Source organism: Thioclava sp. DLFJ4-1 (genome assembly GCF_002020145.1).
In the GTDB taxonomy this organism is placed as follows: Bacteria; Pseudomonadota; Alphaproteobacteria; order Rhodobacterales; family Rhodobacteraceae; genus Thioclava; species Thioclava sediminum.
The window spans coordinates 301,251-318,848 of sequence record NZ_MPZT01000002.1; the positions used below are offsets into that span (position 1 = coordinate 301,251).

21 protein-coding genes are annotated in these 17,598 nt (G+C 61.2%); 1 reads left to right on the top strand and 20 read right to left on the bottom strand.

What is annotated here, in order from left to right:
- Position 1: 1 nt before the first annotated feature.
- The 11 genes from BMI85_RS06470 to BMI85_RS06520 form a co-directional block, all read right to left on the bottom strand.
- Complete coding sequence (locus BMI85_RS06470) at positions 2 to 316, bottom strand: hypothetical protein (RefSeq protein ID WP_078600290.1); 315 nt, start codon at positions 314 to 316, stop codon at positions 2 to 4.
- A 72-nt stretch (positions 317 to 388) separates the two neighbouring features.
- Positions 389 to 1,051, bottom strand: coding sequence for a hypothetical protein (locus tag BMI85_RS06475; RefSeq protein ID WP_078600292.1), 663 nt, complete (start codon positions 1,049 to 1,051; stop codon positions 389 to 391).
- Positions 1,048 to 1,686: a hypothetical protein gene (locus BMI85_RS06480; protein ID WP_078600294.1), complete on the bottom strand. Its 639-nt coding sequence runs from the start codon at positions 1,684 to 1,686 to the stop codon at positions 1,048 to 1,050. Before BMI85_RS06480 ends, BMI85_RS06475 begins: the two co-directional genes overlap by 4 nt.
- Entirely contained in the window at positions 1,686 to 4,445 is a 2,760-nt protein-coding gene (locus BMI85_RS06485) for a phage tail protein (protein ID WP_078600296.1), read from the bottom strand. The genes BMI85_RS06480 and BMI85_RS06485 overlap by 1 nt, the downstream gene beginning before the upstream one ends.
- 1 nt (position 4,446) lies before the next feature.
- Positions 4,447 to 4,845 carry a hypothetical protein gene (locus BMI85_RS06490; protein ID WP_078600298.1) on the bottom strand — a complete coding sequence of 133 codons (399 nt, stop codon included), beginning with the start codon at positions 4,843 to 4,845 and terminating at the stop codon, positions 4,447 to 4,449.
- Complete coding sequence (locus tag BMI85_RS06495) at positions 4,845 to 5,411, bottom strand: hypothetical protein (RefSeq protein WP_078600300.1); 567 nt, start codon at positions 5,409 to 5,411, stop codon at positions 4,845 to 4,847. The genes BMI85_RS06490 and BMI85_RS06495 overlap by 1 nt, the downstream gene beginning before the upstream one ends.
- On the bottom strand, positions 5,408 to 5,983 hold the full coding sequence (locus tag BMI85_RS06500) for a hypothetical protein (protein ID WP_078600302.1): 576 nt from the start codon (positions 5,981 to 5,983) through the stop codon (positions 5,408 to 5,410). Before BMI85_RS06500 ends, BMI85_RS06495 begins: the two co-directional genes overlap by 4 nt.
- The gene (locus BMI85_RS06505; RefSeq protein ID WP_078600304.1) at positions 5,983 to 8,184 is read right to left on the bottom strand and encodes a hypothetical protein; all 2,202 of its coding nucleotides are present in this window, start codon (positions 8,182 to 8,184) and stop codon (positions 5,983 to 5,985) included. The genes BMI85_RS06500 and BMI85_RS06505 overlap by 1 nt, the downstream gene beginning before the upstream one ends.
- Positions 8,185 to 8,311: 127 nt before the next feature.
- On the bottom strand, positions 8,312 to 8,749 hold the full coding sequence (locus BMI85_RS06510) for a GTA-gp10 family protein (protein WP_078600306.1): 438 nt from the start codon (positions 8,747 to 8,749) through the stop codon (positions 8,312 to 8,314).
- Positions 8,749 to 9,195, bottom strand: a complete 447-nt coding sequence (locus BMI85_RS06515; RefSeq protein ID WP_078600308.1) for a phage tail tube protein — start codon at positions 9,193 to 9,195, stop codon at positions 8,749 to 8,751. The genes BMI85_RS06510 and BMI85_RS06515 overlap by 1 nt, the downstream gene beginning before the upstream one ends.
- Positions 9,196 to 9,397: 202 nt before the next feature.
- Positions 9,398 to 9,823 carry an HK97-gp10 family putative phage morphogenesis protein gene (locus tag BMI85_RS06520; protein ID WP_078600310.1) on the bottom strand — a complete coding sequence of 142 codons (426 nt, stop codon included), beginning with the start codon at positions 9,821 to 9,823 and terminating at the stop codon, positions 9,398 to 9,400.
- Positions 9,824 to 9,833: 10 nt separating this feature from the next.
- On the opposite strand from BMI85_RS06520, the gene BMI85_RS06525 reads away from it, so the two are divergent.
- Positions 9,834 to 10,118: a hypothetical protein gene (locus BMI85_RS06525; RefSeq protein WP_078600312.1), complete on the top strand. Its 285-nt coding sequence runs from the start codon at positions 9,834 to 9,836 to the stop codon at positions 10,116 to 10,118.
- 3 nt (positions 10,119 to 10,121) lie between these two features.
- Here the strand turns inward: BMI85_RS06525 and BMI85_RS06530 are convergent, their stop codons facing one another.
- The 9 genes from BMI85_RS06530 to BMI85_RS06570 form a co-directional block, all read right to left on the bottom strand.
- A complete protein-coding gene (locus BMI85_RS06530) occupies positions 10,122 to 10,526 on the bottom strand; it encodes a DUF3168 domain-containing protein (RefSeq protein WP_078600314.1) in 405 nt (134 codons plus the stop codon).
- A complete protein-coding gene (locus BMI85_RS06535) occupies positions 10,523 to 10,900 on the bottom strand; it encodes a head-tail adaptor protein (protein WP_281480483.1) in 378 nt (125 codons plus the stop codon). The genes BMI85_RS06530 and BMI85_RS06535 overlap by 4 nt, the downstream gene beginning before the upstream one ends.
- Positions 10,861 to 11,148 (bottom strand): head-tail connector protein, encoded by a 288-nt coding sequence (locus tag BMI85_RS06540; protein ID WP_078600317.1) that lies wholly within the window; start codon positions 11,146 to 11,148, stop codon positions 10,861 to 10,863. The genes BMI85_RS06535 and BMI85_RS06540 overlap by 40 nt, the downstream gene beginning before the upstream one ends.
- Before the next feature lie 18 nt (positions 11,149 to 11,166).
- The gene (locus tag BMI85_RS06545) at positions 11,167 to 11,652 is read right to left on the bottom strand and encodes a hypothetical protein (RefSeq protein WP_078600318.1); all 486 of its coding nucleotides are present in this window, start codon (positions 11,650 to 11,652) and stop codon (positions 11,167 to 11,169) included.
- A gap of 68 nt (positions 11,653 to 11,720) precedes the next feature.
- Positions 11,721 to 13,025: a phage major capsid protein gene (locus BMI85_RS06550; protein WP_078600320.1), complete on the bottom strand. Its 1,305-nt coding sequence runs from the start codon at positions 13,023 to 13,025 to the stop codon at positions 11,721 to 11,723.
- 11 nt (positions 13,026 to 13,036) lie between these two features.
- Positions 13,037 to 13,885: a head maturation protease, ClpP-related gene (locus tag BMI85_RS06555; RefSeq protein ID WP_078600322.1), complete on the bottom strand. Its 849-nt coding sequence runs from the start codon at positions 13,883 to 13,885 to the stop codon at positions 13,037 to 13,039.
- Positions 13,882 to 15,114 carry a phage portal protein gene (locus tag BMI85_RS06560; protein WP_078600324.1) on the bottom strand — a complete coding sequence of 411 codons (1,233 nt, stop codon included), beginning with the start codon at positions 15,112 to 15,114 and terminating at the stop codon, positions 13,882 to 13,884. Before BMI85_RS06560 ends, BMI85_RS06555 begins: the two co-directional genes overlap by 4 nt.
- Entirely contained in the window at positions 15,111 to 16,826 is a 1,716-nt protein-coding gene (locus BMI85_RS06565) for a terminase large subunit (RefSeq protein ID WP_078600326.1), read from the bottom strand. Before BMI85_RS06565 ends, BMI85_RS06560 begins: the two co-directional genes overlap by 4 nt.
- A complete protein-coding gene (locus BMI85_RS06570) occupies positions 16,826 to 17,317 on the bottom strand; it encodes a hypothetical protein (RefSeq protein ID WP_143595013.1) in 492 nt (163 codons plus the stop codon). Before BMI85_RS06570 ends, BMI85_RS06565 begins: the two co-directional genes overlap by 1 nt.
- Between the last annotated feature and the right edge of the window lie 281 nt (positions 17,318 to 17,598).

The following is a 17,598-nucleotide window of genomic DNA, read 5'->3' on the forward strand; positions in this document are numbered from 1 at the left end:
TTCACTTCCCCTGTTCAATCCGCTCGAGACGGGCGTCGATGCGCGTTAGGTAGCCGAGAATGTTCGAGAACTTCTCGTCGCTGCGGGCCTGCTGTGTCTCGATGCTGCGAAGACGGTTATTGATGACGGTAATTTCGGCGCTCTGGTCAGCTGACCGGGCCTTGTTGTCCTGCGTGATGGATTGCAGCGCCGTCACCTGCGAGCCGACCCAGAACCCTCCAGCAATGAGGGCCGTGAGAATGGTCCACGCCAACGACTTGTTCAGCGTGATCCCACGCTCGCTGTTTTCGATCCGTGGCCGGATGTCTTCTGTCATCACGTCATGCCCCCTTTCGGCACAAAAAAGCCCGCCTGTGGCGGGATGTCGTCGTCTGGTTGTGGGGTGGGATCAGGCCGCGTTGTGAACGGCAAATGTCTCGACGTAGCCCTGCGGAGAGCCAAAGATCACGTCCGGCGTACCCTCGCTGAGGGTGTACGTTGCAGGGTCCAGCGTATAGGCCGCGCCGCCGACGAAAAACTGCATCCGATACTTGATGGACAGCCCGCTGTAGGCCTGGGCATAGCTTAGATTGAGATCTCCAGAGCCACCGGAAAGCGTACTGGCGGCAACAAGCGAATTCTTCTGCATCGAGCAGCTGAACGCCGCAATCGGCTTCGCATAACCTGATAGGTCAACTGTACCGGGAGCAATGCTCGCGACAGCAAGAGGCGCAGCCGTAGGTTTGGCCGGACGAAGCACAAAGGCTCTCACGAAATCGTTTGGAACGGCGGGGAAACCGCTCGCTCCAATGATCCCGTAGCTCATGCGCATGGTGAGGTAATAGGTCGTGGGCGAGCCTCCGGAGGCCGAGATCGCCATGATCGAGGTGAATCCGGATGGCACATTGGGCAGACCCGGGGGCGAACCGCCTTGGTCCTTCTTGTTGACCACGATCACGAGGTCACCCTCTCGGCAGTCTGCAGCAGGCGAGGTGGTCATGAACGGGTCGAGAAATACCGAAGAGCTACCACGCTTGCCCTGTAAGAAAAGAGGAGACAAAGGAAAGCTCATTGGGCGGCCCCGATGTTGGCGATCACCTTGTTCTTGGTCTTCGCGATCGAGATGATGAACACGTCGCCATCTGTCGTAGTGAGATCACTCTCTCCGTTCACCTTGTCGAAACCAGCGAAGGTGATCGCCCCTGCGGTCGCGTTGTTCGTCACCTCGATGACCATCGTGTATTCATTGGCGAAGATGGGCGCGTTGAAAGTGAAGGCTCCGCCGTTGGTGATGTGACGCATGTTCCCGGTATCCGGCGAAGGCGAATAGGAGCTCGCCTGAACCCCATCACTCACAGAGGCGGTCGTTACCCCCTTGCTGAGACCTTGGATATCGTAGAGCGCGAGCGTCTTGAGTCCCAACAGCGTGCGCATTGCCGCATAGGTAGCCGCTTTGGCCAGAGACTGGCCATTATTAGACATTCCGAACGCCTGCAGGGCATCTACCCAATCAGTGTTGGCATCGTTTCTGACCTTGATGGCGGGAGGGCTCGTGCTCGTGTCGGCCCAGAGCATCGACGGAGACGGGTCGGCGGGCTCCGTCGCGCCTGCATTGAGTGTTTTGACCGCTGAAAACAGATCGTTGAGTTGCGCAATGAACATCGCGCCATCGCTGTCCTCGACGGCATAGTTCGGAACTTGGGACATTATGCTACCTCGTCAGCATGTAGACGCAGCACGGAGATCCGTGGCGTGTATTTCGCATCAAGCGTTTTCATCTGAGCGCGCGCCTTGACCGCGCGTGCAGTAATCTCGTCATTCTCGACAAGCTTCCAATCACCCCAAACGGGCGTTCCTGCGGGGTCGTCGTCGGTCAGGGCGACCTCGACCCATGCATCTGCGTCCGCGCCACCTGCGCCAACAATCGAGGACCACGTAGACACCTTGCCTGGGCGCCCGGCGATGCTGTCCGTGAGGCTGATTATCGCCATATCGATCTCGCGACGCAGTCGAACGGTCTTCACAGCCCCAAAGTCAAAGCTGTTCGCGAATTCATATGTCGCCTGCCCCGCGACCGTTCCGGTCGGGTATGCGATCGACGGCAGTGCAGCGATTGATGCAAAGGAGCTGATCAGCTCCCCGGACGAAAGCTGCAGCGCACCAGAGACGACCCCACACGCAGTCTTCGTGCCGGTGAAAGTGTCGTCCTCCTGCAGCGTGCCGACCGCTGTGAACGGCACGGCCTGCACGCCCATCGCGATCAGCGTCGTCGCGGGCCCAAGGATGCCGGAGCTGTCGCGGGCTCGGACGATGTACGCGCCGGGCACGAGTGGCACCAACGCGACCGTCTGAGCACCGGACACCTCATCCACGGAAACCGAGTTGCTCCAGCTGGGGACGGCATTGCTCGAATGCCGGATCACGATGTGACCACCGATGCGCACATCGAGATCCGCGTGCAGGTCCCATTTCAGGATTGCGAGACCGCCAGCCGCTTGAAGCGTGGCGTCCACCAGCGCCGCAGGCTCGTCTCCGAGGCCGGTGATCTTTTTCGTCACCACTGAGGACCAATCGGAATCCGCGCCGAGGATCGTCACTGCCCGGACGCGGAACTTCCAGTTGCCCGGGGTGATGTCGTCGATGCTCGCCGTGAGGTTTGGCGTGATCGCAAGGAGCCCATACTCGCCACCGTCGAGGCTGCCTTCCAGCTCGTACCGATCGACGCTCCCGCTCAGGCTCTCCGACCAGCTCACTGCCGTGCGCGCCTTCACCGCGTTCTGGCGGGTTGCGTAGAGGCTCTCGGTGACATCGGTGATGCCCGGCGGGAAGACGTCGAACGCATCATCCAGCGAGGTGCGCGGCGCCGCGGCGTAGATCTGCGCCTCGTTCGAGTCCCAGTCGTAGACAAGCGGAGACGTCTCAGCCAGCCGCAAGCTCGGGATCAACCCGTTGTCCGCCTTCTCGAAGGTGAAGCCCGTCACGATGAATGGCTTGCCATCGAAGCCCCAGCGATCGCGCGTGACGCTCACGACATCACCGCAACCGACCTGCATGATGCTCAGGTTCCCAGGCCACTCTATCGACATCTGACGGCGCGCCTGCTCGAGTTCGATCTTCGCGATCCGCTGGGCCATTGACGCCGAGATGGTGAAGGGAAGCTCGATATCCTGCCACGACTTCCGGCCGCGATCCTCTGCGAGGTAGGCGGCACTCTCGTAAGCCGGGAAATCATCGACCTGCCAGTCATTCTCCGGGCTGACGAATGTGCCCCGGACGGAGTTGAAGTTGTCGCTCCGGGAAAGCCGTGTCACGAGCTTGAGCGAACCTGTCGCCTGCCCGTCCGTGAGGCTCATCGAGGGCGGGCGATAGACACCGGGCAGCACATACCACTGGCCGCTTCGCCGTACTGCATGCCCAGCCATCGAGGTCAGCATGGCGCGGATGACTGTCTGCGGCGTCTGGCTGGTGTCGACGATCCCATTGAGCGTGTACCGCGTCTCGGTCGCGTCATCGACGGTTGCCACCACCTCATCGCAGGCATTCGCGGCCGCGATCAGCTCATCTTCGTTGGTGCCTCGCGGGTCGTCGATCTCGGCGCCGAGCCCATAGGTACTGTCTGCAAGGTAATCTGCGAGGCAGAGCGCCGCGTTATCGGTATAACCACGGGTGCCGGTGCGCGGATCGAGGATGTTGTTCTTCCCGCGCACATTCGCGGTAACGTTCGGCATCCCGTTGGCAAACTTTTTCGGGTCGAAATACAGCGTTACAGCAAGCGCTGCGCAGCCGCTTAGCTTATGGTCAGCCGTCCACTTATAGGGCAGGTAGTCGCGCACAAGCGTGAAGGCTTCCTGATCCGGCGCGCCGAGGCGCTTCTCGATCTGGGCATAGACGTTGTTGCCGACGTATTTCGGCTTTCCCTTTTTGTTGAGCGCTGGGGATCCATCTGCGTTGAACGCGAGTTCGCCGTCGAAATAGACCTCGTCGATCGCCTCGACCTCGTGACCAGCGAGAACGATGATCATGTGCAGCATCCGCTTTCCGGGGTTCTCGAAGGTCTCCTCTGTCGCGTCACTGCCACCGAACGCGTCCTGAACCGGTCCGAGCAGCTTGTCGAGCCACTCCTTCAGCTCGGTCAGATCCCACGGGCCATTGACCCAGCCGTCTTGGTTCTGGTCGGACAGGCGCTTCTCGCCGCTGGTCTCCAAGAATACGATCGTGCCGCCAGTGCGGACCGTGCCATAAGCCATCTTGCGCGGCGATGCAGGCTCTCGCACCGTGACATCGCGGGACTTGATCCCGAAGTCAGGCTTGGGCGCGAGCGCGGACGCGGCAGCCGACAGAAGGAGCGAGGCACCGAAGTTGGCAGCAATTCCGATGAATCCGGTCGCGGCAAGCGCGGCACCGACACCACCAGCAGCAACAGCCGCCCCACCAAGGGCCAGAGCACCGACAGCAGCCTGCGGCATATCACACCCTCCAAGCCAGAGCGCAGTCGCGCAGCAGCTTGCCCTTAAGCCCGTCCGCACCCACGAACGCGGCCTCTTTCCCAATGCAAATTCCGAGCGCACCGTCTGCGAAGACGATATCGCCGCGCTGCGCCAGCCGAACTGATGCGAGTGGTTCGCCCAGGAGCGCCCGCGCGCCCGCCTCGACGCTCTCCCAGCCGAGCCGCTTCATGACCCGCGCGCAGCCGATCTCAGTGCGGTAGCGCCCGCGCCATTGCTCTGCCGGGTTATCTCCCCCGATCAGCGCATGGCGAACATCGAACGCCCAAGTCGCGCAGTCATGCTCGCCGTATGAAAAAGGCCGCCCACGGGCAGCCTCGATCTCGCGCGTCAGAATGCTGGGCCAATCCGGTTTTCGCATCAGTCCTTGCCCCAATTTACGGTCTTGTTCTGAATCGAGGTGACGTATTCGAAGCCCTTGTCGCCGGGATAGAGCACCTGTTGGCTTTCATTCGTGTAGCGCCACTCCCGCTCACGCTGCAGGTCGATCAGCTGGCTTTCATAGCTGATCGTGACCGTGCAGGTGTCGGCCCCATCTTCGATTGTCGGGACATCGAGCAGACCGGAGAACACCAACTCTGGATCGGCCAGCAGTTGCCAGTCCTCAGACATGAACCCGATCCACAGCGTGCCAGGGGCGTTCTGTTCCGACTCCGCGATCGCGATCGCTACCATGTCCACCGGGACGCCGGAGAGCGAGACGCTGATCCCGCTAGCAACGACATCATTCGTCTCTTCGATGTTCGAGAACCCGAGTAGCGTCCCTGCCCCGGCCCATTCCTTGCCGTCCCAGGTGAAGTTCGTGCCGATGTCGCCAGTCCACAGCCGCACCGTGCCACCCGCGAACTCGCCCTCGAAGAAGCCGACGATCCGCACCATCTGATCGCCGATCGACGCGAGATTCGCCGCCTGCATATCCCGGCTCATACTGCCTCCGCTACGCTGACCGTGAAGCGCATCACGCCGACCGCGATACTTGTCGGAACATCCTCGATCGCGCGCATCGCCACCTGCGGGTAAGCGATCTCGACTGCCTCACCCTCACTCGGCATCGAGCGCAGACGCGGCACGAACTTGAGCGTGCAATCGCCCGCGACCGGGATGCAGTCCTCGGTGATCTGGTAGAGCCGCGCCTCGTCGCCCGTGCCGATCGAGAAGAAGTCGCCGGCCGCAATGCCAGCCGCGCCCCAGCCGCTGGTGACGAGCTGGTTGCCGGACTGCCCGGCGCCGTTGACCGTGATGGCCTCGGTGCGGCTCGAGTTGCAGATCAGGGCGTCGCGCAGGGTGAAGATCTTGCGCTTGTTTAGGATGGCGTTGGTGAAGGCTTCGAAGGCGCGCGCGTTCTTGCCCCGCAGTACCACGTCGATCTTGAACTGCCAGAGTTCGCCGCCCCAGTCCTGCACCTGCCGACCGAGCGTGAACGGCGACTGCGTGGACGTGACGGCGCTTGCAAGCTGTCGGGTGACGCCGGTGATGATCGTCTTCGGGAAATCCGGCATCAGTATCCCCGTTTCTGTGCGGCTTTGACCTTGGCAACAGCCTGGTCGACGATCTGTCCTGCTACGCGCTGCAGGTTCTCAGCCTCGCCACCCTTCGCGCCTCGCGCGTCGATGCTCATGCTGACGCTGACGCCGCCGGACTGGCCCTTGGTATGGTCTAGGATTGTCTCGTTCGGGTGCAAGATGGCCGGGAAACCGCCCTTTCCGTCGATGCCGCCAGACCGAATGCCAAGGCCAGTGAAGCCGCCGCCGTCGAAGCTGTTGACGTTTGCCAGCGTGTATCCACCTTTCGGCATCGTGGGGGTGGAACCGCCACCGAAGATGCCAGAAACAATGCCACCAAGTAGCCCCGAGCCGCTGCCGCCAAGCGGGCCATCGCCGAACAGTGCGGCCTGCAGCGCAGCCTTCGCCAGCATCTTCGCCAGATCCTCCAGCACGCCGGACAGGTTCTTGCCCTCAACAATCGCGTCGACGAGCCCATCCTTCAGCGTCTGTTGAGCCTGCTCGAAGAACTGCGCACGCTCGCGGGCCTGCTCGTATTTCGCGGTCAGGTCGCCGATGGACTGCGCCTGTCGGTCGATCTGCTCGCGCACCGTCTCACCCGACCCCGCGACTTGGCTGTCGAGATCGATCCCGCGCTTCTTGGCCTCGTCGAGCAGCTTCCATTTGGCTTCGAGGGCGGCCGCCTCTGCCTTCGTTTTCCCCAGTAGCTCGATCTGGCGCTTCATGCTCTCCATCTGCTGGTCAGCGGTGTCGAAGAACTTCTGCCGATCCTTTGCGGTCTTGTCCTTCCCGCTGCTGCTCTGCGACTTCTGGAAAGCTTTTTCCGCGGCAGACAGCTGCTCTTGCGCCGCTGCGATCTCTTTCGCTGCCTCTGCCTGAGCAGCGGTGCGCCGCGAAAGTTCTGTGAGTGTCGATGTGCTTCCGTTCGCGATAGCCGCATATGCGGCAGCGCCACTCGCCTCGTTGTACTTTTCGCGCGCGAGACCAGCAGCTCGACCCTCCGGATTACCAACCGTTGCAAGCTTCACTTTGAGCTGGTTCGACGCGCGCCGGTTCGCGGTGACGATCCCCTGCTCAACCTGAGCGAGCGCAGCCATTGCAGCACCGAGGTTTTGCGCTAGGCGCGCAGCTTCGTTCGCTGCATTGCTAATCGCAGTTCCAGCGCTTTCGCTGGCGCCGGTGAGATTTGCCATCGCCTCACCGGCATTGGCTGCCTGATGATAGAGATCAGCCACAGCTGTCGGCATGTTGTTGATGTCCGGATATGCGGCTTCGATCTGCTGCTTGATCTCCGAGAATGCACTGACCAGATCGCCAACCGTTTTCGCCTGAGCGAGATCGGCCAAAGCAGACGCAAACTGCGTTGCAGCCTCTTTCGACAGGCCTAGCTTGTCTTGGATCTTCTCGATAGCCTTCGCGATCGCTTCCGCGTCGTTTGCTTGGCCCTGCAGGCTCGCCTGCAGGTTCGACAGATCGAGCCGCTTCGCCGCGTCGGTCACGACTGTGAACTGCCGCGCCACGTCCTGAAGCTCACGCTTGATCCCGGCGACACCCTTTGCCGCAAGGTCACTCACCTGCGAACCATTCAGCCCCCCGAAATCGCCGAATCCCTTTGCGATCTCTTTCCCGATATCCTGTGCACCGGTGATCGTCTTGGCGCGATCGATCTTCACGAGGGCGTCCAGAAACTCCCTAGCCGCAGCGGTCGCCGTCCCGTATTTCTTCGCGAGTTCGTCAGTCGGAAGAGACGCGTCTTTGACGGCGCCGCGATATTCGTCGATCGACTTCGTGAGGTCGTCGACCTTCTTCTTAAGCGCCTTCCCCTCTTCGCCGGTATTGAAGAAGCTGGCAGCCAGCGGAATTGTCGCGCCCGCCACCGTGCCGAGGATGGCGCCGAAGACGCCGAAGCCAGAAAGGAGTTGCGGAAGCTGCTGGGACAATGCGCGCGAGGCGCCCTGACCGCTCGAAATCTGGACGATCAAATCCTGCATCTGATAGCTGACGTTCTGGATGCCAGCCTGTGCCGACTTCGACATCTTTAGAAACGAGCCGGTTGCCGCCGCATTCGCCTTAACGAAGCCCTTGCCCGCCTTGTCCTGGGTATCGAGAAGCTTCTTCTCCAGGCGCGCGAGCTGCTGGAGCATCTTGTTCTCTGTTACCCCGATCGGGAGTTCCATTCCGGCGGTATTGTCTGCCATCAGAGACCATCCATGATATCGCAGAGAGCATCGTATTGCTCATCTGTGAGCGGCGGGTTTTCTGAGCCCGCGCCCTTGCCTTGCGCTCTGTTCCAGCCCTCGATGCATGCTGAATATTCCCAGAGCGTCATTTCTTTGACTTGCGACGGCGTGAACCCGAGGGCGGCCCCGTTTCCGTAGATGCGGGAGAATCTAGGCCGCTCTCCTCCCCCGCCTCCACCTCCCCCAACGGGTCATGCTCTTTTGCAGCCAGCGAATGGGAGATCACCGTAAAGGCTAGAAGGTTCAGTTCCGCCATGTCGCCATCTTCGAAGGCTTGGCGCGATTTTCGGTGCGCTGTCTCGCGGTCCATTCCGGCCCCGATGAGGCCGAGGCGGATGCAAGCGATCACTTCGCGCACTTTGACCGGCGCATAGGTGAGGTTGCCGCGATCCTGCCCCATGCGAAGGCGATAGAGCAGATCGAGCACGCCGTCAGAGGTCAGATCGTCGAGCGCTTCGAGTTCCCCGATGCGGAGAAGAAATTCATCTTCTCCGCTCGGATAGTTCAGCCGGATAGGCTCCATCAGGTCACCGCCGTGATGGTCATCTCTCCGTCGGACACGAGCGTGACACTGACCTGCGCCTTGTTCCCGCGCTCGCCGGTGATCTCGAACGCGGTGACGTGCATCTTGCCTTCCCAATAATGACCGTTGGTCGTGTCATCAGGCTTGCCGATATAGATGCGGGCATTGATGCTATCGCCACTGTTGAACGCTTCCCACCACGTGGTCACCGCCTCAGCAGCAAGGACGCCGGAACCGTTGACGCTCATATCGAGGCTTTCGACGCCGCGCTCGATCCATGCCGGGAGTTCCGGATCGTCACAGTCCGGGACGACGATGTCCTGCGTGTTCTTGGAGAACTGCACGGTGTGGTTATTGAGCCCGCAAGGGCGCGCGAAGGTGCCGGGCGTCGAGGTTTCGAGCTGCGCCGCAACCGTCGAGCCGACATAGGAGGTCGGTTTAGCCATTGAGTGGCTCCTTTGTGATATGCCTTGCCCAAGGGCATCTGACGGGCGACAGGGCTATTCCCTGACTTCCCTGATCCGATCGCCTGCCTTTTCGCGGCACGCGCGCGTCAGGCCGCACCGGACATCGCCCGGGCGGAACACCATCACCACGCTTGGGCGTGGCATGAATTCGAAATACTCGATGACGAGCCAGCAGCGCTGCCTAGGCATTGCCGCTCTGCCACGCCTTGCGGATCTGGCGCGTTATTCTTGCCTTCACCCGCGATTTCACCCGCCGCCATGACGGATTGAAATACGGATTAGCCGGCATGTTCTTCGTGCCATGCTCTTGAAGCTTGGCGTTCTGGAATTTCACGCCGCGTTCATTTGTCACGATCGTCGTCTCGTCACCTGCCTTCACGAGGTAGCCGATGAACTTACTCGATTTTCCCTTGCTGCTCATCACCTGGTCGGCTTTCTCTACACGGATCGACCGAACAAGCTCTAGATCATCGCGCGGCGCGGTGGCGCGCATCACATTGGCCGTCTCGTCTGCGCCTTGCTTTGCGGCAGCGTCAGCAGCTTTAATGACCGCAGCGCCATGCTTTCGCAGCTTGGCGATGAGACGATTTGCACCATAGTCAGGCATTGGAGCCCCCATGATTAAATTAGCAGCGGCGAGCGTGATCGCGGCATCAGCGATTGCAGCCTACTTCTTCATCTCGACGATGCACCGTGAGAGCGAGGCTCGGCAGGCAGCACAGGAGGCGGTTAAATCTGCCGAGTTGCAGCGCGATTACTTGGACTGCCTTCCATTAGTTTATGCTTGGGACCAAGGCGACAAAAAACCTGCACTGGCCAAGTATGGCTCCGCTGCAGATAGCGGGGTCGAGTTTTGCCGAGCAACGATCAAAATCTTCAAAGCGAAAGCTGGCCTGAAGTAGTTCTCAGCCCTCCGTGATCGCCTTGAGCGAAACAATGCCATGCGCGACCTTCTCATTCGGATCACCAATCACGCGCGTATCTTCGACCTCCACGAGGACCAGCGCGACTGGATCGGACAGCACTAGTGCGGCATTGTGGAGCGCCTTCTTCACCGCCGCGCATAATACCTTGGCACCGCGCTTCGATCCGCCCTCCTGCGTCCACACGTCGATCTGCAGATAGTTCTCTTCACCGTCGATGCATTCCACATCGTCGGTGACCGCCTGCGACGGGCCGAAGGTGATGTAGGGATAGGCAACACCATCCGGCGCGTTGTCAAAGACACGAGCGCCGACAAGCGCCGAAACGCCAGCGTTGGCGATCAGGGCATCATAGACTGCGTCCTGCAGGGCCACGTCCGCGCTCATGCCGCCTTACCTCCCTCAACCACCACATAGACCCACATCGGGTCCGTGATGGCATCGACCTCGATCACCGCATAGGCCGTGTCGGCTCGGTGAAGGTCGATCATCCGGTAATCCGTCGTGATCGCGCGCGCGGCCGCGCAGGAGCGGATCTTGACCTTGTAGATCGGCCGCCCCTCAAGGCGCGCCGCTTCAACCACCTCGCTGCCGCGCTGATAGATCAGCTGGGCGCGGCATTCGTGATGGCGCTGCCAAGTCGACGACACGACACCGCCGGGCCCGACCGTAGAACCAGGTGCATCGAACGCGACACGCTGACCAAGCGCCCCTGCCCCAGTCAACTGAACACCCGGTAAGTCGAGAGCAGCTCTTTCCATCCCATAGGGACTTCGGTGATGCTCGAAGTCGAAGCTGTTTCCCGGAAACGGTACATGTTCGCTGCATGCTGCATGATTGCTACCTCGATCGGCTTCGGAAGGCCGTCTGGGTACTCAGTCGCGAAATCGCGCCGGAGGTAACGCTCCGCATGCATCGTGGCCGCAGAGAGCATCCGATCCAGTTCAAGATCGTCGTCGGGGAAGTCGATCTTGAGATGCAATTTCAGGTCGGACACCTGCAAAGCCATGCGGAGCGCTCCCTACCGTTATTTCTTGCCGTCTTGCTTCGGCTTCTGGTCGTCCTTTTCGGCGACCATGGCCTGCAGCTCATCGATCTTGGCTTTCTGCTCGGAAGCCTGCGCGATCACGTCATCGCGCTGCTTCTCAGCGTCTTCGAGCGCCGACGTCAGCTCGTCGATCTTTGCATCGCGCTCGGTCACCTTCGCGGCTTCAGCATCACGCTGCTCTTCCGCCGCTTTCAGGGCGCCAGTCATTGCCTCGAACTGCGCTGACAGTTCATCAGCATCCTCGCTGAGCGTGGGCGATCCATCCTCAAGGTCGAGCGACACCATCTTGGTGGCGAGCTTCTTCGCTTCCGCCGCGCTGACCTTCTTCATCGCGGGGTTATCGCCCCCGGTGTGGGCTGCGACCACGGAACGAGCCGCCTGGTTATTTTCGTCGATCGCATACACGACACCGCGACGGAGGGTTCCGATCTTGGTATGCCGCGTCGATTTCACATGAACGAACATGTCAGTCTCCTTTTCAGTGAGAAAGCGGCGCGATCAGCTGACTGCGCCGCTACGCTCTGCTACGTCGATCAGACGAAGGTGAAGTCGCCCTGCACCATCGCCAGCGGACGCTTGTTCGCCATCGCAGCGCGCTTGCGCGCTTTCATGGTGACCATGTCCTCGATGAAGTTCGTGCCGTGCTCGGTCGAGAACAGCACTTCGACTTCCGAGCGATCGTAGTAGGTCGCCGCCATCGCGAGATCACCGACCAGCCATTCGCCCGAAGACATCGAGGCCGTGTCGACCACGTCCTTGCCCCAGAGCATCGGCGTGTTGCCGGTTGCGGGGTTGCCCCAGACGTAGCGGTTGTCCGTGCCCGAAACCTTGAGCAGCTCGATCGCAGCCCAGTCGAGAGGGTTCAGCAGCATGGCCGAAGCGATGTAATCTTCGAGGGTAACCTGAAGAATACCCAGACGCAGACGATCGATCCGCGTTGCGTTCGGAAGGCCAGCAGCTGCGACGAATGCCGGAGCATTGCTCAGCAGCCCCGAGAGATTTTCACCGGTGCCGTCGCCCGCGAGGATCTGGTTCTCTTCTTCGAGATCGAGACCGTAGCGAAGCTCACCATCGATCTCGGTCTGAAGCTGGTCTGCGTCAGCCAAGGCCTCTTCGGAAACATGGGTGACGTGGCCGATCTTCTTGACCTGCGCCGTCGCCTTGTCCCAACCGTAGGTCGAAGCTTGGTAAGTCCCCTCCTCGGCAACCGGAGCGGCAGCGTTGGTGCGAACCACCTGCTTTCGGTAAGTCACCAGGTCGGACGATGTGCGCCCCTGCGTGAGCAGCTGACGAACCAGCAGCCGGCGGCGCGGCATACGCACCGGATCACGCTCTTCATCGTGGAAGATGAGCCCGCCGCCGGAGCCAGCCGCGGTCGTGATGGCGTTGTTCACCGTGAGGGCAATCGTACCGCCGTTGAAGGCCTTGATCTTGTCGTGGCTCTCAAGCACCGCCTGACCCAGCGACTTCACACCGCCGGTCTTGTTACCCGGCAGGCCATCGGCGATCTGCTGAGCGATATCGAGGTGCTTTTGATTCACACCCTCGAGCTCTTCGGTCAGCTTTTTGACGGCGTTGTGGAGCTCGGTCTGCTGCGTCAGCAGTTTGTCGGCCGTCTCCTTGGTTTCCGCCGAGACCTCGCCCGCCTTCTTGGCTTCGCTCAGCGCGTTCTCCGCGGTCTTCTTGGTCTCGCCGTTGATCTGGTCGAGCTGCTGGCTGACCTTCTTCAGCATCGCTTCGGTATCGAGCGTTTCATTCCGCACGCCACCGATCACTGCAACCGGGACATGCGCCTGCATTGCCGCCAAATGAATGGCGGGCATCATGAGCTTTTTCATTGTCGTGTTCCTCAGAGAGTTTTCAGTTTGTCGAGCGCAGACTGCGCCCAGTCGCTAACGGCAGCGCCAGACTTGCCGGTCGGGGCAGCGCCAGACTTGCCCCCCTTTGCCGCGGCGAGAAGTTCCCGCCGTTCGGATTTCGTAGCCCTCACCCCGTTCGCGAGCAGCATGTCGAGCTTCTTCAGCGCAGCATGGCCAGCGCCGGCACTGTTGGAAGGTGAAGCATCGATCTGATCGGAGCTCAGAAGATCATCGGCGAAACCCTGTTCGACCGCAGCGTCGCCGCCGATCCAGGTCTCCTTGTCGAGCATCGCGCCGAGCTTCTTCTCGTCGATACCGGTGCGCGCGGCGTAGATGCTGACCGCAGCGGCATCGAACGGCTCAAGCCAATCTGCGACCTCACGGAAAGCATGGCGATCTCCGGCGGCGAGCACCCAGGTATTGTGGATCATCAGGAAGCTCGCACGGGCCATCAGGATCTGATCGCCAGCCATTGCGATGACCGAAGCGGCCGATGCTGCCATCCCGAGCACATGAACGGTGACTTCCCCGTTGTGCTCGCGCAGAAGATTATAGATCGCCAGTCCTTCGAAGAAGTCCCCACCCGGGCTATTGATGTTCACCGTGACAGGTCCATCCCCCATCGCGCGCAGCGCACCGGCGATCCGCTTGGCGGTGATGCCGTCGCCCCACATGTCAGCACCGATCACGTCGAGCACGGAAATCGTGCGCTCAGAATCGGAGCTGCTCGCCGCCGCGCGAATATCCGGGTTCCAGCGCTTCGCGGCCACTTCACCGACATGCGACTTCACGCCGGGATGGACGGGCACATTTGCTTTCGGGAGATTGCGCATCGTCATTGGTTCGTGTCCTTTCCAAGGTCTCCGAGCGGCGCGAGCGCCGTCTGCGCGAGCAACTCATTCGCGTTGGGATCAGAATGCGGCGGCAGGTCCAATTTCGCGCGGCGCTCGTTGGCGGTCATCGTTCCCGACTGGCCCATCTTCGACAGGAACTCAGCCTTCGATTTGCTATCCATCTGCAGCATTGCCTCGCGATTGAACCTGAAGAACCACTTACCGCGCTTCTCGGCAGGGATGATGTCTCGGTTCAGCCGAGCCTCGATCCGCGTCAAGAGCGGGTTGATTCCCAGTGTCAGCCAGGACAGCATGATCGCCTCAATCCCGCTCCCCCACATCGTCTGCCCCTGCGCGGCGTGGCCGATGATGATCGGCGGTACTCCGAACCAGCGACACACATCCTCAACCTGAAACTGGCGGGTCGCGAGAAGCTGAGCATCCTCCGGGTTCATTTGAACCTGCTTGAAATCGAACCCAGCCTCGAGCGTCATCATCTTGCCCGCGCGCCGCGACCCCGCGAAGGTTTGCATCATGTCCTGCACCTGCTGGCGCTGTTCAGCGTCGAGCGTCTGCTCCGACATCAGAAAGCCTGCCATCATCATCATGTTCGAGAACACGCTTCCCGCAGTTTCATCCGCCGCGAGCGCAGCGCCGATAGAATTGGCGCCGTACTTGATCGCGGAGAGGCCAATCCCGGTGCCCGGATCAAAGCTGCGAAGATGCAGAACCTTCTCCGCAGGAAGCTTCTCGCGTTTGCCGCGGTCATAAAACTCGTAGACCACCTTTCCGGACTGATCGAGAAAGGGCGTAAGCCCCGGGAGCGGCTTGAGCCCGACCAAGTTGCGCCCGACGAATTGGCGCTCCGCCACAGCGTTTCCGCGCATCGTCAGATGCGCCACCATCCCGTCCCAAAACTCGACGTTCGTCTGTACCGAATTCGGGCTCGACCCGACGATCGAGGCGATGTCATGATCCACTTCGCGCCGCGCATTCGGCCCGCTACGCTCAAAGAGCTTGAGCGGGAGCGAAGAAACGACCTGTGAGGTGACCTTGACGCAATCCCACACAGCAGAGACCTGTAAAGCGGAGTCGGCCGAGACGTTCTTTCCTGCTGCCGAGCTATAACCAACTGTCGGAAGCGACTGCGCGGTAGTTGTGCTCACCCAGCCACTTTGACCGACGGCCAGCTCCTGGCGAACGCCTCGAATGGCTGCTTTGATCAATCGCTTCATACCACCATCACCGGGTTAGACAGGAAGTCGCGCAGGTCGTTTCTCTTTGCGGCCACTGGATTCCAGCTCATCAGCATGACCGAGTTGAAGAGCGCCATGAGCGGGTCGATCTTTGCCGATCCGCTCTGAGCCTTCGTTACGATCACCGCATTCCCGCGCGCTTCGGTCTTTGCGTTACTCACGCACCAGGTCATGAGACGCTGGTTGCAGTGAACGAATGTTCCATTCTTCAGCTTGACCGGTGCGGTCTTGATCGCCGCGTTCAGCTTGTAGCCCTGGCTGATCGGGCAGATCATCGACATTTCGAAGTCAGCCTCGACCAGAGCGTCAATGATCGAGCCGACCCCTTCCGGGTCCATCCCGATCCCGCGTTCCTCGGGCAATAGCCCCGCCTCGCGCAACCGCGTGCAGATCTCGACGATCTGCGGGTTCGCTTCGTCCTCGATATTGTCGACGAGCGTCAGCTGGCCGATCTGCTCTAGTTTCGCCAGTTCCGGCGCGATGACTTGGCGCAGCCGCAGCACGTCGCGATCCGCCCAAGCGCGCGCCCAGTGCTGCCACTTCTTCGTTTCCGAGTGTCGGCCGAGCACCGAAAGCCCCAGAAGATCGTCGAGACCGCCGCCGTCGATCCCAACGACGCAGACCTCAGATGTCTCGATCACGTCGTCGAGCGACATGTCGCGCCCAGCCTTTTCCCAGTAGTCGGCGCCGACCCAGCGCCCGCTGCCGAGACCAATCCCGATCTGCACGTTCAAGTGCTGTGAGGCGAACAGCGCGAGCGCTTCCGGCCCGTCGCTCTCGGCCTCGATCATCTTGTCGCGCAGGTAGTCGAGCGATACCGACCGCTCCAGGTTCGGATTGACCAGCCCCCAGGTCTTCTGGTCGCGCCAAGCCTCAGCCTCGATCATCTTCTTCGGCAGCTCATAGAGAACTGCCAGCACAGGCAGGTCGAGCTTCCCGTCGCGCACATCGCGGGCCCGCTGCAGCTCCTTCTCGAACTGCCCGGTCGGCCGATCCTTCGACTGCGTCGTGATCTGCAGCATGAAACCTTCAGGCCGCGAGGCGAGACCGCCGCGCAACTCGATGAAGATGTCCGGTGCCTTGTGCTTGCTCGCGAGCACGTGCGTCTCATCGACCAAGATGTAGGTGGCCTTCGATCCCGTCACGACATCGCCGTCAGCCGACAGGATCATGATGACTGCGTTCGTCGTCCGGTGGGTGATCTCCTTCAGATTGCTCTGAACATGAAACAGCGTGGTGAGCTGCGGATCGAGCGCGATGATGCCCTTTGCTTGCTTGAACGCAATGCTTGCGATTTTCTGCGTCGGCGCGATCAGGATCAGCTCCGCCTGCGGGCGCTCATTCAGAATCGCTGCCGTCACGATGATCGCCGCCGCGATCGCCGACTTCCCATTCTTCTTGGGGATGAGCAGGAAGAACTCCCGCAACATCCGTTTCTTGGTCTCCGGGTCGTAGCTCCCGAAGATCACCCGCACGAGGTCGAAAACCCATTCTTCGCAGACCTCGCCGTAGGTCGGCGTGCCGATCAGGTCCGGAACACGCAACCGCTTGAAGATGCGAAGGGCTTTCTCCGCCACCTCATCGAAGAGCGGCAGGTCCGGAATAAGCGAGCGGCCTCCCCGGATCCGATCTTCCCAGTCGGGAACGGCTGTCGACCAATCGTCCCGGCCGAGATCGAGCGCGCCGTCCATCAGTTCCGATAACCCGGGCTCAAGTCATCGCCCCAAGTGCCTTGGGCATCCCCAGAGACGAGATCCTTCGCCGCGCGCCGCTGAGCCTCCTTTTTGCCCACCACTTCCGGCTCGTCCTTTTCGTCCGGCAGGTCGCGAAGCTTGCGCTCGATCTCAAGCGCTTCATCTTCTCCGATCAACTGACGGAGCTGGCGGACCGCACCCATGTCGCCCTTCTCGAGCGCCTTCCGAACTGTTGATGCGAACAGCGCCAGCTTGAGCCGATCCGGGAACTCACTCCGCTCACGGAGCATCGGCCCAAAATTCCGCTTGAGCGTCGAAAGACCGACCCCCAGCACATCGGCGAGCCGCTGGTTCGACCAGCCCTTCATCAGGCCCGCCTCCAGCATGTCGACGTCTTTTTCAGTCAGCTCTTTGGCAGGCCGCCCACGGCGCCCCTTACCGGCTCTCACGGGATTGCCGAATAGATCTCTTTCACGAGGATCGTTCAAAATTCCGTCCTCCCCAGAAAAAAACGTGCGGATGAGGGGGCGGCGGGTCTGGGCGCCGAGCCCCCCTGGACTTTTGACCCACCCCCCGCCTGCGGCCCGCCGGAGCCAACCGCGCGCGGAGGTCGGCCTCGCGGCGCTACCGGTGGAGGCCAGCCGCCTCCTCGCGTTGCTTGTGAATGTCGTGGCACCTCTTGCAGAGGCACTGCAGGTTCCCCTCATCCCAGAAGAGAGCCGGGTCACCTCGATGAGGTATCTTGTGGTCGGCGACCGATTGACCTTTG

Bases quoted from the DNA above. Each gene is read 5' to 3' on its own strand.
- BMI85_RS06560 (WP_078600324.1), bottom strand. From the start codon at position 15,114: ATGAAGCGATTGATCAAAGCAGCCATTCGAGGCGTTCGCCAGGAGCTG.
- BMI85_RS06545 (WP_078600318.1), bottom strand. From the start codon at position 11,652: ATGTTCGTTCATGTGAAATCGACGCGGCATACCAAGATCGGAACCCTC.
- BMI85_RS06520 (WP_078600310.1), bottom strand. From the start codon at position 9,823: ATGCCTGACTATGGTGCAAATCGTCTCATCGCCAAGCTGCGAAAGCAT.
- BMI85_RS06530 (WP_078600314.1), bottom strand. From the start codon at position 10,526: ATGAGCGCGGACGTGGCCCTGCAGGACGCAGTCTATGATGCCCTGATC.
- BMI85_RS06525 (WP_078600312.1), top strand. From the start codon at position 9,834: ATGATTAAATTAGCAGCGGCGAGCGTGATCGCGGCATCAGCGATTGCA.
- BMI85_RS06565 (WP_078600326.1), bottom strand. From the start codon at position 16,826: ATGGACGGCGCGCTCGATCTCGGCCGGGACGATTGGTCGACAGCCGTT.
- BMI85_RS06480 (WP_078600294.1), bottom strand. From the start codon at position 1,686: ATGTCCCAAGTTCCGAACTATGCCGTCGAGGACAGCGATGGCGCGATG.
- BMI85_RS06515 (WP_078600308.1), bottom strand. From the start codon at position 9,195: ATGGCTAAACCGACCTCCTATGTCGGCTCGACGGTTGCGGCGCAGCTC.
- BMI85_RS06550 (WP_078600320.1), bottom strand. From the start codon at position 13,025: ATGAAAAAGCTCATGATGCCCGCCATTCATTTGGCGGCAATGCAGGCG.
- BMI85_RS06555 (WP_078600322.1), bottom strand. From the start codon at position 13,885: ATGACGATGCGCAATCTCCCGAAAGCAAATGTGCCCGTCCATCCCGGC.
- BMI85_RS06470 (WP_078600290.1), bottom strand. From the start codon at position 316: ATGACAGAAGACATCCGGCCACGGATCGAAAACAGCGAGCGTGGGATC.
- BMI85_RS06495 (WP_078600300.1), bottom strand. From the start codon at position 5,411: ATGAGCCGGGATATGCAGGCGGCGAATCTCGCGTCGATCGGCGATCAG.
- BMI85_RS06475 (WP_078600292.1), bottom strand. From the start codon at position 1,051: ATGAGCTTTCCTTTGTCTCCTCTTTTCTTACAGGGCAAGCGTGGTAGC.
- BMI85_RS06510 (WP_078600306.1), bottom strand. From the start codon at position 8,749: ATGGAGCCTATCCGGCTGAACTATCCGAGCGGAGAAGATGAATTTCTT.
- BMI85_RS06485 (WP_078600296.1), bottom strand. From the start codon at position 4,445: ATGCCGCAGGCTGCTGTCGGTGCTCTGGCCCTTGGTGGGGCGGCTGTT.
- BMI85_RS06505 (WP_078600304.1), bottom strand. From the start codon at position 8,184: ATGGCAGACAATACCGCCGGAATGGAACTCCCGATCGGGGTAACAGAG.
- BMI85_RS06540 (WP_078600317.1), bottom strand. From the start codon at position 11,148: ATGGCTTTGCAGGTGTCCGACCTGAAATTGCATCTCAAGATCGACTTC.
- BMI85_RS06535 (WP_281480483.1), bottom strand. From the start codon at position 10,900: ATGGAAAGAGCTGCTCTCGACTTACCGGGTGTTCAGTTGACTGGGGCA.
- BMI85_RS06500 (WP_078600302.1), bottom strand. From the start codon at position 5,983: ATGCCGGATTTCCCGAAGACGATCATCACCGGCGTCACCCGACAGCTT.
- BMI85_RS06490 (WP_078600298.1), bottom strand. From the start codon at position 4,845: ATGCGAAAACCGGATTGGCCCAGCATTCTGACGCGCGAGATCGAGGCT.